Origin of the sequence: Rhodovulum visakhapatnamense, from assembly GCF_004365965.1 — a bacterium.
GTDB classification, from domain to species: domain Bacteria; phylum Pseudomonadota; class Alphaproteobacteria; order Rhodobacterales; family Rhodobacteraceae; genus Rhodovulum; species Rhodovulum visakhapatnamense.
This window is the reverse complement of the sequence record NZ_SOEB01000010.1, coordinates 65,466-81,155: the sequence shown is the minus strand read 5'-3', so window position 1 is coordinate 81,155 and position 15,690 is coordinate 65,466. Positions and strand designations below refer to the sequence as shown.

The 15,690-nt window shown below is 66.2% G+C and carries 16 protein-coding genes; 2 read left to right on the top strand and 14 right to left on the bottom strand.

The window, feature by feature from the left end:
* Nucleotides 1–29 precede the first annotated feature (29 nt).
* The 14 genes from dxs to EV657_RS10755 all read right to left on the bottom strand — a co-directional run bounded on the left by dxs (nt 30) and on the right by EV657_RS10755 (nt 13,120).
* Complete coding sequence (gene dxs, locus EV657_RS10815; RefSeq protein WP_134077876.1) at nt 30–1,952, bottom strand: 1-deoxy-D-xylulose-5-phosphate synthase; 1,923 nt, start codon at nt 1,950–1,952, stop codon at nt 30–32.
* Between the two features lie 182 nt (nt 1,953–2,134).
* A complete protein-coding gene (gene pufC / locus EV657_RS10810; RefSeq protein WP_075783877.1) occupies nt 2,135–3,202 on the bottom strand; it encodes a photosynthetic reaction center cytochrome PufC in 1,068 nt (355 codons plus the stop codon).
* A gap of 2 nt (nt 3,203–3,204) precedes the next feature.
* Entirely contained in the window at nt 3,205–4,173 is a 969-nt protein-coding gene (pufM, locus tag EV657_RS10805) for a photosynthetic reaction center subunit M (RefSeq protein ID WP_075783878.1), read from the bottom strand.
* Nucleotides 4,174–4,175: 2 nt separating this feature from the next.
* Nucleotides 4,176–5,030, bottom strand: coding sequence for a photosynthetic reaction center subunit L (gene pufL, locus EV657_RS10800; protein ID WP_075783879.1), 855 nt, complete (start codon nt 5,028–5,030; stop codon nt 4,176–4,178).
* 145 nt (nt 5,031–5,175) lie between these two features.
* Nucleotides 5,176–5,340: a light-harvesting antenna LH1, alpha subunit gene (gene pufA, locus EV657_RS10795; protein ID WP_042458393.1), complete on the bottom strand. Its 165-nt coding sequence runs from the start codon at nt 5,338–5,340 to the stop codon at nt 5,176–5,178.
* Nucleotides 5,341–5,356: 16 nt separating this feature from the next.
* Complete coding sequence (pufB, locus tag EV657_RS10790; RefSeq protein WP_042458389.1) at nt 5,357–5,503, bottom strand: light-harvesting antenna LH1, beta subunit; 147 nt, start codon at nt 5,501–5,503, stop codon at nt 5,357–5,359.
* A gap of 122 nt (nt 5,504–5,625) precedes the next feature.
* Nucleotides 5,626–5,847, bottom strand: a complete 222-nt coding sequence (gene pufQ, locus EV657_RS10785; protein WP_075783880.1) for a cytochrome PufQ — start codon at nt 5,845–5,847, stop codon at nt 5,626–5,628.
* Nucleotides 5,844–7,328, bottom strand: a complete 1,485-nt coding sequence (bchZ, locus tag EV657_RS10780; RefSeq protein WP_112316501.1) for a chlorophyllide a reductase subunit Z — start codon at nt 7,326–7,328, stop codon at nt 5,844–5,846. Before bchZ ends, pufQ begins: the two co-directional genes overlap by 4 nt.
* Nucleotides 7,328–8,908 carry a chlorophyllide a reductase subunit Y gene (gene bchY / locus EV657_RS10775; protein ID WP_134077875.1) on the bottom strand — a complete coding sequence of 527 codons (1,581 nt, stop codon included), beginning with the start codon at nt 8,906–8,908 and terminating at the stop codon, nt 7,328–7,330. The genes bchZ and bchY overlap by 1 nt, the downstream gene beginning before the upstream one ends.
* Nucleotides 8,905–9,057, bottom strand: coding sequence for a hypothetical protein (locus EV657_RS21560; RefSeq protein WP_166673692.1), 153 nt, complete (start codon nt 9,055–9,057; stop codon nt 8,905–8,907). Before EV657_RS21560 ends, bchY begins: the two co-directional genes overlap by 4 nt.
* Nucleotides 9,050–10,051, bottom strand: coding sequence for a chlorophyllide a reductase iron protein subunit X (locus EV657_RS10770; RefSeq protein ID WP_134077874.1), 1,002 nt, complete (start codon nt 10,049–10,051; stop codon nt 9,050–9,052). Before EV657_RS10770 ends, EV657_RS21560 begins: the two co-directional genes overlap by 8 nt.
* Entirely contained in the window at nt 10,041–10,988 is a 948-nt protein-coding gene (gene bchC, locus EV657_RS10765; RefSeq protein ID WP_075783884.1) for a chlorophyll synthesis pathway protein BchC, read from the bottom strand. The genes EV657_RS10770 and bchC overlap by 11 nt, the downstream gene beginning before the upstream one ends.
* 120 nt (nt 10,989–11,108) lie before the next feature.
* Nucleotides 11,109–12,254, bottom strand: coding sequence for a methyltransferase (locus EV657_RS10760; protein ID WP_134077873.1), 1,146 nt, complete (start codon nt 12,252–12,254; stop codon nt 11,109–11,111).
* Complete coding sequence (locus EV657_RS10755) at nt 12,251–13,120, bottom strand: polyprenyl synthetase family protein (RefSeq protein WP_075783886.1); 870 nt, start codon at nt 13,118–13,120, stop codon at nt 12,251–12,253. The genes EV657_RS10760 and EV657_RS10755 overlap by 4 nt, the downstream gene beginning before the upstream one ends.
* A gap of 126 nt (nt 13,121–13,246) precedes the next feature.
* On the opposite strand from EV657_RS10755, the gene crtD reads away from it, so the two are divergent.
* Nucleotides 13,247–14,782, top strand: coding sequence for a 1-hydroxycarotenoid 3,4-desaturase CrtD (gene crtD, locus EV657_RS10750; RefSeq protein ID WP_113669144.1), 1,536 nt, complete (start codon nt 13,247–13,249; stop codon nt 14,780–14,782).
* On the top strand, nt 14,779–15,654 hold the full coding sequence (crtC, locus tag EV657_RS10745; RefSeq protein WP_113669230.1) for a carotenoid 1,2-hydratase: 876 nt from the start codon (nt 14,779–14,781) through the stop codon (nt 15,652–15,654). Before crtD ends, crtC begins: the two co-directional genes overlap by 4 nt.
* The last annotated feature ends 36 nt before the right edge of the window (nt 15,655–15,690 follow it).

The window sequence follows — 15,690 nt, the reverse complement described above, 5'->3', positions numbered from 1 at the left end:
CGAGGCCCCTTCGCGGAGAGGTTGACGCCTTACGCGCTGGCCTGCCCGAACTGGCCGGGCGCGACACCCAGCGCCTGCAGCGCGGTCGCGGCGATGTCCTGCGCGGTCAGCTGCGCCTCGGCATACATCTCGGCCGGGCTGCCCTGTTCGATGAAGGCATCGGGCAGCGTCATGGTCCGGATCGCCAGCCCGCGATCCAGCCGGCCGGTCCGGGCCAGCCAGTGCAGGACAAGTGCGCCGAAGCCGCCCTCGGCGCCGTGCTCGACGGTGATCAGCGCCTCGTGCTCTTTCGCCAGCCGGGCGATCAGATCGGTATCGAGGGGCTTGGCGAAGCGGGCATCGGCGACGGTGACCGAGACGCCCCGCGCCTCGAGCGCATCGGCGGCCGCGAGGCAGTCGACCAGCGGCGCCCCGAAGGACAGAAGCGCGACCTTGCTGCCCTCGCGCACGACGCGGCCCTTGCCGATCTCGAGGACCTGCCCGCGGTCGGGCATCTCGACGCCCATGCCCTCGCCGCGCGGATAGCGGAACGAGATCGGACCCTCGTCATAGGCCGCGGCGGTCGCGACCATGTGGCGAAGCTCGGCCTCGTCGCCCGCGCCCATCACCACCATGCCCGGCAGGTTCGACAGGAAGGCCACGTCGAAGGCGCCCGCATGGGTCGAGCCGTCGGCGCCCACAAGCCCCGCGCGATCGACGCAGAACCGGACCGGCAGTTTCTGCAGCACCACGTCATGGACGATCTGGTCATAGCCCCGCTGCAGGAAGGTCGAATAGATGGCGACGAAGGGCTTCAGGCCCGAAGCCGCCATGCCGCCCGCGAAGGTCACCGCGTGCTGTTCGGCGATGCCGACATCGAAGACCCGTTTCGGGAAGCGATCCTGCAGGATGTCGAGCCCGGTGCCCGAGGGCATCGCGGCGGTGACGCCGACGATCTTGGCATCCCGCGCGGCCTCGTCGGTCAGGGTCTGGCCGAAGACCTTGGTGTAGGAGGGCGCGTTGCTGGAGCTTTTCTTCTGCGCGCCCGAGGCGACGTCGAATTTCGACACGCCATGGCCGCGGTCGGCCGAGCGTTCGGCCGGCTGATAGCCCTTGCCCTTGACCGTGCAGACATGGATCAGGACCGGCCCCGAGGCCCGCGCCCGGGCGGCGCGCAGCACCGTCAGCAGCTGGCCCATGTCATGGCCGTCGATCGGGCCGATATAGTCGAAGCCCAGTTCCTCGAAGAGCGTGCCGCCGCCGGGGAAGCCGGTGACCAGCTGACGCGCGCGGCGCGCGCCTTCGCGGATCGGGCCGGGAAGGGCGGCCTCGAAATCCTCGGCCATGTCCTTGAGCTTGCCCAGCGGCGTCTCGTGATAGAGCCCCGAGAGATATTTCGACATCGCGCCCACGGGCGGGGCGATGGACATCTCGTTGTCGTTCAGGATCACGAAGAGGCGGCGCTTTTCATGGCCCGCATTGTTCAGCGCCTCGTAGGCCATGCCCGCGCTGATCGAGCCGTCGCCGATCACCGCGATGGCGTCGCCCGTGGGCTGGCCCATGTCGCGGCCGACGGCAAAGCCGAGCGCGGCCGAGATCGAGGTCGAGGAATGGCCCGCGCCGAAGGCATCGTATTCGCTTTCCGTGCGCTTGCAGAAGCCCGCGAGCCCGCCGCCCTGGCGCAGCGTGTGCATCCGGTCGCGGCGCCCGGTCAGGATCTTGTGCGGATAGCACTGGTGGCTGACATCCCAGACCAGCTTGTCGAAGGGCGTGTTGAAGACCGCGTGCAGCGCGACCGTCAGTTCGACGACCCCCAGCGACGAGCCCAGATGCCCGCCGGTCTGGGCGACCACCGAGATCACCTCTTCGCGAAGGTCCCGCGCCAGCAGCGTCAGGTCGGTCTGGCTCATGCCCTTGAGATCGGCCGGACCGGCGACACGGTCCAGGATCGGGGTCGGAGGCTTGACTGTCATTGGTCGTCTCCCGCGCGTTTCCAGTTTGAAAAAAGCGCCGTGTGGTCTGTTCCCCACACGGCGCCAGTGTCCTGTGTCTGACAGGAAGGGAACCGGGGTGTGGAGGCCCCGAATACCGGGCCCCGCCAGGGACCCGATGAGGGGAAGGGGCGGCTCTCGCGCGCCGCCCCCTCGAAGTCAGATCATTCCGCCGGAGTGGCCAGTTCGGGCCATTCGGCAACCATGTTCTTGCCGTTCAGCGGGCTGATGACGCCCATGTGGCAGGTCATGCAGTCGATCTTGGCCGATTCATGCCCCAGGATCTCCGAGCGGGGCTCGTAATAGGTCTGGTTCATGTCGATCGTCATTTGCTGCGCCAGCGTCGTCACCGACCATTGCGGCGTCACCTGGGTCGGGTCGTAGAAGGCCCGGGTGTTGTGGCAGTAGACGCAGCCGACGTTCAGCGCGTTGGCCTGATGGTTCATCAGGCTGTAGGTGCGCTCGGCATCTTGCCAGGTCGGGTCGCCCGGTTGCTGGTCGACGCGGCTTTCAGTGTCGGTGACCTTGATGGTCTCGCCGTCAAGCAGCAGTTTCTCCAGCGCATCGACCGGCAGCGAGGTGAACTGGCTGTCGGTGTATTTGCGGCCCACCATCAGGCGGTTCTGCACACCGGACCAGCTTTCCATGGCGCTGTTGACGTTGCCGGACTTCATCCACGAGCCGGGAGGGGTCGGCTGACCCCGGTGGCAGGTGTAGCAGTTCACGCCCTTGCCTTCGGAGGCAAGGTTATGCGTGTCCCAGGAGTCGTTGAGATACTGGGTCGCCTCGATGCAGTTCTCGGTGATCGCCAGCGTGGTCTGATCGACCTCGCCATTGTCGTAAAGCACCACATCCATGCCGACCCAGGCGCTCATCGCCTTGGTGAGCTGGTCGAAGTTGGCCTGGTCCATGTCGCCGAAGGCGATCACGCTGTCGCCGTAGGCCTCGGCCGCGGTCGGGGTGCCTTCCGGCGCCTCGACCCGGTCGAAGACCTGATACTCGGCCTCGTAGACATCGAACTGCGGGTTGTCCTTGACGAACTTGGACACCGCCATGCCGATGCCGCGGGGGCCGGTCTGCTGGTCGATGGTGGCATTGGGGTTGCCGAAGGCCACGATGATCGCAGCCACGGCCACAGCACCGCCGACAGTCCCCACGAGGATCCCCGGCCCCATCAGGTCGGTCGGGTTCTCCTCACTCCATTTGAAGAACCATTTCGGGAACTTAAGCATGATCAGCCTCCTTGCCCGACATAGGCGTCAATGCCGTAGGGCTGGGTGTACTCCGTGACGAAGTTGTGCTCCTGGGCCCAGATATACCAGTTGTCGACGACAGTGCCCGTGAGCAGGATGCCGATCCCGCCGGTCAGCGGGGTCAGAACCGCGAACCACCAGGCCCAACGGTGAATGCCTTCCATGGTGGCGTTGAAGCCCATGGTCCAGCGCCAGAACAGGGCGGCACGCTCGGACGCGGTCCCGCGGTCGTAGATCTGCTCCAGCTCGCGGTCGCCGCCGAAGCGGGTCACGGCAAGGATGGTGCCGCCATGCATCGCGAAGAGCAGGGCAGAGCCGTAGAGGAACGCGATCGAGAGCGCGTGGAACGGGTTGTAGTAGAGGTTGCCGTACCGGATCGAGAAGGCGGTGGTCCAGTCGAGGTGCGGGAAGATGCCGTAGGGCACCATTTCCGACCAGGAGCCCATCAGGATCGGGCGGAAGAAGCCCAGCACCATGAACAGCCAGATCGCCGACAGGAACGCCCAGGCAATATGCTTGCCCATCTTGTGTTCCACGGCCAGCATGTAGGTCCGTGCCCACCAGGCCCAAACCGCGATCAGCAGGAAGAAGCTGGCGATCATGTACCAGCCGCCTTCCTTCAGCGGCGGGATTCGCAGGCCGTATTCCGGCGAGGGCGGTTCAAGCGCCAGCCAGAAGCCCTGACGCAGGAACTGCACCAGCGACCAGTCGACCTGGGCCAGCATGTTGAGCCCGATGATGAGGAACGCGAAGGCGCCCGCGATCACCGAGATCACACCGGTGTAGCCCAGATAGATCGGGCCGAGTTGCGCGTTGCCGAGCCAACCGAGGATGGAGAAGTGGCCGGTACCTGCGGCCCGCTCTTCCATCATGTTGTTCTCGTTGTCCATGCCCCAGTCGCCGGGACCCTGGACCTGCACCTGGGTGAAGATGTTCTGATATTCAGCCATGGTTACATGCTCCCCTGGACAGCCGGAATGGCTTCGGGCCAGATCGGCAGGTTGCTCCACCAAGTCCACCATTCGGGCCAGCCCTCGGTCCAGAGCGGACCGGAGATGATGATGCAGACCGCCGAGAAGAAGACCGCGTTGATGGCCAGAAGCCAGCCGGCGCGGTGGATCCCGAGCGTCCCGATCGAATACCCGATGAGGTCGCGGAAGAAGCTGTCTTCGTGATCCGGCGTCTTCGCCTCTTCACCCTTTTCGGGGTTGCAGGCCGACAGGATCAGACCACCATGCAGCGCGAGCGCCAGACAGGTGGCGAAGAACAGCGACACGCCCAGCATGTGGAACGGGTTATAGTGGAAGTGCAGATAGTGGTAGCCGGTGTTCGACACCCAGTCGAGATGGGTGAAGATGCCATAGGGGAACGCGTGCCCCCAGGCGCCCATCAACATCGGGCGGAACACTTGCAGCGTCACATAGGCAAAGATCGCCACGCTGAAGGCGATCGGAATATGGTAGCCGATGCCGAGCTTGCGGCAGATCTCCACTTCGCGCAGAGCCCAGCTCACGAACGCGCCGATAGCGCAGAGCGTGATGAATTGCCAAAGCCCGCCCTCGGCGAGCGGCGCGATGCTGAGCCCGTAGCTGAGATCCGGCGGCGCGATGTGGATCTTCAGCGGGTTGAATGTCCCCTGAAGCGCGGCGCCCCAGAAGATCATGGCGGTTCCGAGGGTGGCGAAGAAGATCGTCGTCACTCCGAAGAAGCCCACAAAGAAAGGCCCCACCCAAAAGTCGAACAGATCGCCACCGATGAGCGTCCCTCCACGGACGCGATACTTTCTCTCAAAACTGAGCAGTGCCATCGTCTGTCTCCGCAAATGGCGGCCGTGTCCGTCCGGGCCTCAGCCGTCCTTGTTCTTGAGATTGCCGCGGGCGGGAGATCGGGGCTCCCGCCCGCAGCGTTTGGTGTTACTTCCGACTGCTCACATCCGGAAGCCGCTGGGGCGCTTACGCGCCGGCGGCTTTCTCGGCGGCAATGGTCAGCCAGTTGAAGTAGTCCGTGCTGAGCAGGACGAGGTGAATCATCACAGCCAGCAGGAACAGGAAGACGCCCTGCGCAACGAGCACGCGACGGGGGTCGAAGATCATCCAGATCTTGTAGAATTTAGCCATTTCTCAGGTCCTCTTCTCAGAGCCACGGGCGCCAGATGTACACTGCCAGGTGAGCCAGCACGGCGACGGCCGAGAACAGCCAAAGCCCGCTCATGTAGACAGCGTGAATTTCTTGCGCCTGCTCGTCGGTCAGACCGGTGAACGACACGTCAGATTCAGCCATTAACTTTCCTCCGGATCGTCAGACTGATGCCGCGCACCCCGGCGGCCGGGTCCCGACAAGGTTTTATCCCTGCCGGCTATTCGCCCAACCGGGGGGTGGGCGAATTTCGGAACTCCACCTTTTCAGGCAGAGAAAATCATGGGGGTGATGATCCGCGCCTGGCTCCAGGCGCGGGCGATCGGCCCCTTGGTCTTCAGGTCGCCCTGCCGGACCATCGCCAGGAAGGAGGCGATGAAGGCCAGCGGCAGCGCGGCGATGAAGATAATTGCGAAATAGACCATGAACTCCGCTTTCGGCGGGCGATGGGCACGTACCAGGTGGACGTCGGAAGTCTGGTCAGTCATTTCGACTCTCCTTTCGAAGAAGGGCGGGCGAAGCCGGCGGGCGCAAGCGCCTCGACGGTCTCGAGAACAACGCGCTCGGCCCCTTGCTCAAGCGCAGCCTTCTCGGCGGCGTCGCGCAGGGATTTCGCGGCAGAGATGCGGGTCAGCACCGGGTGCTCGGCCACGATACGGTCGAGCAGCGCCTGGGCATCCTGGTCCCAGGGGAAGTCGCGGCGAAGCCGGGTCGGCGTTGCGGAGGCCGAGTCCATCTCGGTCCCGAGCGGAAGGATATGGAAGAGCGCGTCGAACAAGGAATTGCACACTTCCTGAACCAGATACGTCGCACCGGCGTACCCCATAAAGGGGGTGCCCGTCGCGCGCCGGATCGCCGCACCGGGGAACCCGGCGGGGATGAAGGCGGGCTTGGGGCCGTGACCGGCGGACAGCTCGGCAAGATAGATCTTCTCGTTGATCGAGCCGAAGACGACCAGCGGCCGTTTCTGCCCCATCAGCGCGCGAACCTCGGCATTGTTGGTCTTTGCACCGCGCTTGCGGGCCACCGCAAAGGCGCAGGGCAGGCCCAGATCGGCCTCCAGGAAGTGCCGGACCCCGCGCGCGTAGGTCTCGTTCGCGACGATGGCGAAGCTTGCCGTGGCAAAGAAGTCCTGCGTGACAGACCGCCACAGGTCCCAGACCGGCTTGATCGTCGAGTGCTTTTCGCGCGCGATGAAGGGCTCGGGGTCGAGCCCCAGCATCTCGCCCAGCTTGCGCAGGAACTTCGTCGTCGAATCGATGCCGATGGGCGCCTGCAGATAGGGCTTGCCCAGAACCTCGGCGAGACCCCGGCCGAACTCGCGATACATCACGACGTTCACGTCGGCATTCACCAGGTTGCGCATCTCGGCCACATGGGCGCCGAGCGGCATCACCATGTTGACCTCGGCGCCGATGCCCTCGACCAGACGCCGGATCTCGGCCAGGTCCGAAGGCATGTTGAAGACGCCATACATCGGCCCGAGGATGTTCACGCGGGGCTTTGCGCCCTCTTCGCGCGGCTTCTCGGGCGGCATCCGGCCCTTGGTCATGCCGAATTCGGTGAAGATCCAGGTCATCGCCCGGTCCGCCGCTTCCCATTGATCCTCGTCGATGGTGCGCGGCAGGAAGCGCTGGATATTGGTGCCCTGGGGCGTGACGCCGCCGCCGATCATCTCGGCGATGGACCCGGTGACGACCACCGCGGGAAGCGCGGGATCGAGCGTCTTCCAGGCGCGTTTCATCGCGCCCTCGGTGCCCTCGCGGCCCAGCTCTTCCTCACCGAGGCCGGTGACGACGATGGGCAGCTCATGCGGGGGCAGCGCGTCGGTATAGTGAAGGACGGAGGTGACCGGCAGATTCTCGCAGCCGACCGGCCCGTCGATCACCACTTGCAGGCCCTTGGTGGCACAGAACGCATAGACTGCGCCCCAGTACCCCCCTGCCCTGTCGTGATCCAAGACCAGCATCAGATCATCTCCTGCGCCTTCTCGGCGCGACGTTTCTTGTCCAGTTTCTTCTGATGGAGAGCGCGGAACTCGGGGTGGAGATTCGGATCTCCTTCCCACACACCCGCAGTGTCTCCCTCGCCGACACCTTCGAAGAATTCCTTCATCGACGCCATGCGTCCCTTGTTCGCAATGGCCGCGTTTACCACTTGCGCAAGGCTGCCAGCGCCCGCCGGACCCATCAGCGGACGGGCCGAGATGAGATTCGTGAAGTAGAGCGACGGGATGCCCCGCTCTTTGGCGTGCTGCACCACGGGCGTGGTGCCGACGGCCAGATCGGGCTTGATCGCGTCGACCGCCGCCTTGTCGTCTTCCAGAGACGCCCGGAACACGACCTTGACGCCCTTCGATTCCAGCCAGTCGCGGTCGACCTCGGCCTGCTTTGTTTTCGGGCAAGCCGTTCCGACATAAGGAATATTCGCGCCGGACTCGATCAGCAGACGCGCCACCAGCAGCTCCGATCCCTCATAGCCCGACAGCGTGATCGTGCCCTTGACCGGGGCACCCGCCAGCGCGCCCTTGATGGCGGGCAGGAACATGTTCTGGGCCTTCGCGACCTTCTCGGCCGACAGCCCGAAGGCGTCGCCGATTCCGGCCAGCCAGGCGGCTGTGCCATCATGTCCCACCGGGGCCGACCCAACTATCGGGCGACCGGCCGCGTCGAATTCACGCATCGCGGAAGTGTAGAACGGATGGATCGCCGCCACCGCGCCGCAATCGAGCGCGGCGTAAAGCTCGCGCCATTCGCGGGCGGGCACGACCGGGCCGCACGCGAGCCCCAGCGGATCGAGCATCTGCCCGATCACGATGGGATCGGCCGGGAACATCTCGCCCAGAAGGGTCACGGTCGGACGATCCGAGACGCCGCCTTCGGGGGCAGCAACGGGACCGGCCTCGATTTCCTTGCGGGCATAGTTCAGCATCGCCCCGGCCAGAACGTCCTTGGCCTCGGCATGGGTCGGCACGCCGAATCCCGGCACGTCGATGCCGACGATTCGCACTCCGTTGATCTCGTCGGGCAGAAGCCGGAGCGGCACGCCCGAGGCGGTCGGCACGCAAAGGTTGGTCACCACCACCGCGTCATAGCGGTCGGGATCGGCCAGTTCATGCACCGCGTCGCGGATATCCTCGAAGAGCTTGCCGGTGACGAGCGTTTCCGAGCTGAACGGCACATAGCCGATGGACCGCCGCGCCCCGTAGAAATGGGACACGAAGGACAGCCCGTAGACGCAGCAGGCCGAGCCCGACAGCACGGTCGCGACGCGCCGCATGCGCAGCCCGACGCGCAGGCTGCCGAAGGCCGGGCACATGCTTTGCGGGCGGTCGTGCGGGCCTTGCGGATAGTCCTTGGCATATTGGTCGAGAATGTCGGAGGCGCCCGCCGCGCGGGCCGCCTTCTCCATCTCGGCCGCTCCGGCATGGCAGCCCATGCCGTCGCCCAAACGAGGATCGGCTCCTTCAGGAGCGTTTCCGGGCTCCCGGGGCGTGCCCTCGATCACCTCTGCGGTGTGGGCTTCGTCATATCTGACCTCTTCGGTCATGCGTCCTCCAGTTCGCGCGAGGGCGCGGCCGCCTCTGCGGCGGGCGCCTCCTGGATCTCTGCGATTTCAGCGAATTCGCGGTCCTCGTCGTGATGCGAGAGGGCCTCAAGCACGTTGTCCCAGCGGGACATCTGGTTGAGATCAAACATCGTCATAGACCACTTCGAGGGATTTCTTGGGCTTGGCGTTCTTGCCCCGCATGTCGGTATCGGTCGCCGGGGTCAGCTCGAAATCGGCGCCCACATCCTCGGGCGCGAAAAGACCCAGCAGACCGTCATTGTCGAGCGGCTTCGGCCGGATCGGCGGAGCGCCCGCGACGGCTTCGGCCAGCGCGCCGAAAAGCTCGCCCCAGGGGCCGTCATTGGTGCCGACGATCTGGTAATTGGCCGATTTCCGGCGCAGATCCTCGTCCTGCGGGATCGCGGCCAGCACGGGGATATCCACCGCCTTGGCAAAGGCCTGCGCCTCGCCGGTGCCGTCATCCTTGTTGATGACCAGCCCCGCGACGCCCACGTTGCCGCCGAGCTTACGGAAATATTCGACCGCCGAGCAGACGTTGTTGGCGACGTACAGCGATTGCAGGTCGTTCGAGCCGACCAGGATCACCTTCTGCGCCATGTCACGGGCAATCGGCAGGCCGAAACCGCCGCAGACCACGTCGCCCAGGAAATCGAGCAACACATAGTCGAAATCCCAGTCGTGAAAGCCCAGCTTTTCCAGCAGCTCGAAGCCGTGGATGATTCCGCGCCCGCCGCAGCCACGGCCGACCTCGGGCCCGCCCAGTTCCATCGCGAAGACGCCGTTGCGCTTGAAGCAGACATCGCCGATGGCGACCTCTTCACCCGCGAGCTTTTTCTTGGTCGAGGTTTCGATGATGGTCGGGCAGGCCTTGCCGCCGAACAGCAGCGACGTGGTGTCCGATTTGGGATCGCAGCCGATCAACAGGACGCGCTTGCCCTGTTCGGCCATCATGTTGCTGAGGTTCGCCAGCGTGAAGGACTTACCGATGCCGCCCTTGCCGTAGATCGCGATGATCTGCGTCTTCTTGGTCGGCTCGGTTACGGGGATTTCGTCCAGCGGCTCGTTGGCTTCGTCACGCAGGCGCTGGTCGATGTCTTTGATATTCGGGACGTCAAGCGTCATGAACGGCTCCCCAGTTCAGGATCATTTTCAGACAGGCAGGATCGTTGAAGGCGGTTTCATAGGCTTCTGCGGCCTCTTCCGCCGGAACGCTGTGGGTAATGAGCCCCCCCAGCGACAACGCGCCCGATTCCACGAGCTGGCGCGTTGCAATCAGGTCCTCGCGTTCCCATTCGGCGGCGATGCGCAGCCGGGCCTCCTTCATGAAGGCCGCCGGGAAAGCGAAGGAAATCGGGTCGGTATAGAACCCGGCCAGAACCACCTCGCCGCCCTTGGCGATGCGGGTGATCAGCGTATCGAGCAGCGATCCCACGCCCGAGGCGTCGTAGATCGTGCGATAGTCGCGGCGCGGGTCGTTATCGGGGTGCAGCACCTCGTAGCCCATGGCGCCGCCCTGCCGGTCGGGATTGATTTCCCAGACGGTGGGCGCGGGGGCTCCGGCGGCGATGGTCAGCCGCGCCAGCAGGCGGCCAAGCACGCCATGGCCGACGATCAGTTCGGGCATCTTCTTGTCGACGCCCGCCAGCGCATGGCGCGCGGTCGCGGCCAGCGCCAGCAACGCACCTTCCGCCCCGAGGCCCGGGTCGATCCGGGTCACGCGGCTGGCATCGGTGACCAGGCGCCGGGCCGATCCGCCGAACAGGCCGCGCGCGCCCTCATAGCAGTTGGCGCCGGGGACGAAGATATGTTCGCCCACCTTGAAATTGGTCTCGGACCCGGCCTCGATCACTTCGCCCGCGGCCTCGTAGCCCGGGACCAGCGGATAGCCCATCCCCGGGAAGGGCGGCATGTTGCCGGTATAGAAGAGTTTCTCGGTGCCGGTGGAGATGCCGGAATGGGAAATCTCCACCACCAGGTCCTTCGGTCCGGGCGCCGTCAGGCCGAGTTTCCCGAGGCCGATTTCCCGGGGCCCCCGGAGGATGACCGCCGTCGTCTCCATGGACGTTTCCCTTCCTGACGCTTGCCCGCTTGAACGGGACTCACTCATTGGTGATTGGCTCTTGTCAGTTTATTTAGACAGGTCCAAGTGTCAACTTTTTTAGACAGCCCGGCCCGAGCATTATGTCGCCCCGGGCTTTCGCCCCACCACAACCGACGTGATATAGGAACGGCGAGTCCGGGGCATCTCAACCCCTTGGAATCCTGCCTCTTTCATCATTTCCGCCAGGCGTTCCGGGGACCGCGCACGGCCGGTTCCCATCGCCATGCAGTAGAATGCGAAATAAGCGTCGCCCGACCGGTTGGGATGCGCGCCGCCCGCCATCGGCTCGGATACGATCAGCCGCCCGCCGGGCGGAAGGGCGTCATGGATCTTGCGCATCAGCGCCCTGACCGTCTCGTCGGCATGGTCGTAGCAGACCCGCACCAGCGACACCGCATCCGCGCCCTCGGGCAGCGGATCGTCGCGGAAGCTGCCGCCCCGCACCGTCACCCGGCCGGCCATGCCCAGCGCCCGGAACCGCTCTTCGGCGGCGGGCACCACGGCGGGCAGGTCGAACAGCGTCATCTTCAGATCGGGGCAGGCCGCCCCCACCGAAGCGAGGAAGGCGCCGGTGCCGCCGCCCACATCCATCAGCCGCGTGACCCCGTCGAACCGGATCGCGCGCAGGGTCTCTTCGGCGACCAGCGCCTGGCTGTCGGCCATGAGTTTCGAATAGCGCTGGGCGGTCTCGGGGTTTTCCGCAGCCCCCGCGCCAAAGACATAGGGCCAGAATCGCGCCAGTTCGGTCTCTTTCTCGCCGCGCAGCACCGCAAGCGGGTCCTGCATGTCGCGATAGAAGACGTCGTGATGGCGGATCATGTCGACCACGCCCGGCGCGCCCATCAGCGCGGCGCCCAGCGCCGACAGCTGATAGCCGGGCCCCACCCGGTCGAAGAGGCCAAGCGCCGTGCCCGCCTGCATCAGCGCCTCCATCCGGTCGACCGGAATCGCCGCGCGATGGGCCAGCGCCGCAAGGCTTTGCGCCTCGTCGCAGGTGGCGTCCAGCAGATCAAGCTCGACCACGGTCCACAGAACCTGGCTGTAGACGAAGCCCGAGACCAGATCGAACATCCGCTCGCCCTCGCGGCGGACATGGCCCCGCGTCAGGAAAAAGCGGCTGGCCCAGCTCTGAAAGCCGCGGTCCGCGATCTTGCGGTTGCGCCAGCGACGCCAGTTGACCCCGCTGCGGCGCGCGGGTCCGGTTCCCGAAACGGCGTCGGTCATTCTGCGGGCAGACGCGCGGGTTCGGGGATCAGCCGTTCGGCCATGTGGCGCACCATCGCCGCCAGATCGGCCTCGCCCGGACAGGAGGGAATCGAGGCGATGGCGCCCGACAGGATATCGCGGAAGCGCTGCACCGCGCCCTCGACGCCCAGCTCGGTCACGGCGCTGGGGCGGCCATGGGCCTCGTCCTGACCTGCGGGCTTGCCCATCGCTTCGGCATCGAGCAGCGCGTCCTTCAGATCGTCGGCCACCTGGAAGGCCTCGCCGATGCGGTCGCCCAGCTCTTCCCAAGGCTCGGCCGGCTGGCCTGCCGCCACCGCGCCCATGCTGGTCGCGGCGATGAACAGCGCCCCGGTCTTGGCCCGGTGATAGGCGGAAAGGTCGATCTGATCCTCGCTTTCCCAGCCCTGCCCGGCGCAGATGCCATAAGGCATGCCGGTGCGCTGGCCCAGGATGCGGATCAGTTCGACCGCGCGGGCACAGTCGTGATGGGCAGCGCGCGCGATCACCTCGAAGCCCGCCACGATCAGGCTGTCGCCGGTCAGCAGTGCCAGCGGCTGGCCATAGGCCTTGTGCAGCGCGGGCTTGCCGCGGCGGATATCGGCATCGTCGAAACAGGGCATGTCGTCATGCACGAGGCTCGCGCAGTGGATCAGCTCGATGGAAATGGCTGCGGCATCGGCCAGCGCCGGGCGGTCGTCGCCGCAGGCGCGCGCCACATTGAGGCAGATCGTCGGACGAATGCGGGCGCCGCCGGGCGTCAGGGCATATTCGAAGGCCGATGCCAGTTTGCCGGGCGCGGCCCCTGCCTGCCCCTCGGCAATCGCCTGCCGCATCGCGGCCTCGATTCGCGCCGAAATGTCCATGAACGGCTCCCCAATGTCGGCCCGCCGCCCCCAAACGCAGCTGTCAGGACGGCGAGACATTCACGATTGTAAATCAGGGTGGACAGTCTATGGTCCCGAGTCAACATTCCTTGAGGTGGATCAAAAATGGCCGGATCGCCGGGAAAAGTCGTCGTGATCGGGGCGGGGATGGGCGGGCTTTCGGCCGCGATCCGGCTGGCCCATGCGGGTCTTGAGGTCGAGGTCGTCGACCGTGCGCCGGTGCCCGGCGGCAAGATGCGCACCTTTGACAGCGATGCGGGTCCGGTCGATGCCGGCCCCACGGTGATGACCCTGCGCCCGGTCTTCGAAGAGCTGTTCGACAGTGTCGGCGCGCGGCTGTCCGATTACGTAACCCTGCACCGCGAAGAGGTGCTGGCGCGGCACTGGTGGCCCGACGGCTCGACGCTCGATCTTTTCGCCTCACGCGAGCAAAGCGCCGATGCGGTGGGCCGGTTCGCGGGCACGCGGGCGGAAAAGGAGTTCCGCGCCTTCTGTCGCCGGTCCGAGCGGCTTTTTCACGCCTTCGACGCACCGATGATGCGCGCGGCCGAGCCCTCGCAAGGGGCGCTGACCCGGCATGTGGCAACCCATCCCTGGCTGGCGCTGGACATGGCGCCGCATCGCAGCCTCGCGCAGGCGCTCGGCAAGGCGTTTTCCGACCGGCGGCTCGCCCAGCTTTTCGGGCGCTACGCGACCTATGTCGGCGGCTCGCCATTCCAGTCGCCCGCGCTGCTGTCGCTGATCTGGCATGCCGAGGAACAGGGCGTCTGGCGGGTCGAGGGCGGCATGCACCGGCTGGCCCGCGCGCTGGAACAGCTGGCCCATGACAAGGGCGTGCGCTTCACCTTCGGCCACCGCGCCACCCGGGTCGAGATACAGCAGGGCGCGGCGGCCGCGGTGCATCTGGACAGCGGCGCCCGGCTTCCGGCCGATGTGGTGGTGTTCAACGGCGATCCGGCGGCACTTGCGGCCGGGCTTCTGGGCGAGGGCCTACGCGAGACCGTAGCCCCCGACGCGGTCCGCCCGCGCAGCCTGTCGGCCTATGTGTGGTCCTATGCCGCGGAACCCCACGGCCCCGAGATGGTTCACCACAACGTCTTCTTCTGCGACGACGCGCATGCCGAATTCGATCCTATCGCCCGGGGCGAGATGCCCGAGGACCCGACTCTTTACATCTGCGCCCAGGACCGCGGCACCGGCCGCAGCCCCGAGGGGCTCGAACGGTTCGAGATCATCATGAATGGCCCGCCCGCGGCAGACGGGGCGGACCCGACCGACGAGGAGAAAGAGACGTGCCGGACACGCACCTTCCAGACACTGGCCCGGTTCGGGCTGACCTTCGACCCGAGGCCGGGGGTTCAGGCGCTGACGACGCCGCGCCAGTTCGCGAAGCTGTTTCCGGCCTCGGACGGTTCCCTCTACGGGCGGAGCCCGCACGGACTGACGGCAGCGCTGAAGCGGCCGACGGCGCGGACGACGGTCGCGGGGCTCTATCTGGCGGGGGGCGGGACGCATCCCGGCGCGGGCATCCCGATGGCAACCCTCTCCGGACGGCACGCGGCCGAGGCGATCTTGACGGACCGTGCTTCGCCCTCGACGTCCCCGCGAACGGCTATGCGTGGTGGTATGTCGACGGCCTGAGTCATGACGGCGAGCGGTCGATTTCGATCATCTCGTTCATCGGCTCGGTCTTCTCGCCGTGGTACCGCTGGTCGGGCCGGAAGAGCCCCGAGAACCATTGTTGCATCAACGTCGCGACCTACGGGCCGGGCGGACGCTGGACCATGACCGACCGGGGCCGCGCCGCCCTACAGCAGACGAGAAACACCTTCCAGGTGGGGCCGTCGAAGCTGACCTGGGCCGGCGGCAAGCTGATCTTCGACATCGACGAGATGACCTGGCCGCATATGGGCCGGCTGAAGGGCCGGGTGACGGTGACGCCTTCGGCCGTGACCGGGGTCGAGCTGCCGCTCAAGGCCGATGGCACCCATATCTGGCGGCCGTTCGGCCCGTCGTCCGAGATCGAGGTCGACCTGAACCAGCCGGGCTGGCAATGGACCGGGCACGGCTATTTCGACGCGAATTTCGGCACCGCGGCACTTGAGGACGATTTCAGCTACTGGACCTGGGGGCGGTTCCCGACCAAGGCGAACGGCGCCTGGTGCTTTTACGATGCCTCGGTGCGGGACGGATCGGAACTGGCGCTGGGCGTCCATTTCGACGCGAACGGCCGCGCCGAGGTGGTCGAGGCCCCGCCCCGCACCCGGTTTGCCCGGTCGAAATGGCTGGTCCGGCGCGAAACCCGGGCCGATCCGGGCTACACGCCCCGGCAGGTGCACGACATGCTGGATGCGCCCTTCTACTGCCGGTCGGCGATCCGCACAAAGGTGTTCGGCGAAGAGATGGTGGGCGTGCACGAGGCGCTCGATCTGGACCGTTTCGCCAGCCCGCTGATCAAGCCGATGCTGGCCGTCAAGGTCCCGCGAAAGCCTGGATGGCCCAGCCCGCGATAGGGCCCGGGCGCGATTTTTCGCAGAAAAATCGGGGTC

Excerpts from the sequence above, each read along its gene's own strand:
- dxs (WP_134077876.1), bottom strand. The coding sequence starts at position 1,952 with ATGACAGTCAAGCCTCCGACCCCGATCCTGGACCGTGTCGCCGGTCCG.
- pufC (WP_075783877.1), bottom strand. The coding sequence starts at position 3,202 with ATGCTTAAGTTCCCGAAATGGTTCTTCAAATGGAGTGAGGAGAACCCG.
- pufM (WP_075783878.1), bottom strand. The coding sequence starts at position 4,173 with ATGGCTGAATATCAGAACATCTTCACCCAGGTGCAGGTCCAGGGTCCC.
- pufL (WP_075783879.1), bottom strand. The coding sequence starts at position 5,030 with ATGGCACTGCTCAGTTTTGAGAGAAAGTATCGCGTCCGTGGAGGGACG.
- pufA (WP_042458393.1), bottom strand. The coding sequence starts at position 5,340 with ATGGCTAAATTCTACAAGATCTGGATGATCTTCGACCCCCGTCGCGTG.
- pufB (WP_042458389.1), bottom strand. The coding sequence starts at position 5,503 with ATGGCTGAATCTGACGTGTCGTTCACCGGTCTGACCGACGAGCAGGCG.
- pufQ (WP_075783880.1), bottom strand. The coding sequence starts at position 5,847 with ATGACTGACCAGACTTCCGACGTCCACCTGGTACGTGCCCATCGCCCG.
- bchZ (WP_112316501.1), bottom strand. The coding sequence starts at position 7,328 with ATGCTGGTCTTGGATCACGACAGGGCAGGGGGGTACTGGGGCGCAGTC.
- bchY (WP_134077875.1), bottom strand. The coding sequence starts at position 8,908 with ATGACCGAAGAGGTCAGATATGACGAAGCCCACACCGCAGAGGTGATC.
- EV657_RS21560 (WP_166673692.1), bottom strand. The coding sequence starts at position 9,057 with ATGTTTGATCTCAACCAGATGTCCCGCTGGGACAACGTGCTTGAGGCC.
- EV657_RS10770 (WP_134077874.1), bottom strand. The coding sequence starts at position 10,051 with ATGACGCTTGACGTCCCGAATATCAAAGACATCGACCAGCGCCTGCGT.
- bchC (WP_075783884.1), bottom strand. The coding sequence starts at position 10,988 with ATGGAGACGACGGCGGTCATCCTCCGGGGGCCCCGGGAAATCGGCCTC.
- EV657_RS10760 (WP_134077873.1), bottom strand. The coding sequence starts at position 12,254 with ATGACCGACGCCGTTTCGGGAACCGGACCCGCGCGCCGCAGCGGGGTC.
- EV657_RS10755 (WP_075783886.1), bottom strand. The coding sequence starts at position 13,120 with ATGGACATTTCGGCGCGAATCGAGGCCGCGATGCGGCAGGCGATTGCC.
- crtD (WP_113669144.1), top strand. The coding sequence starts at position 13,247 with ATGGCCGGATCGCCGGGAAAAGTCGTCGTGATCGGGGCGGGGATGGGC.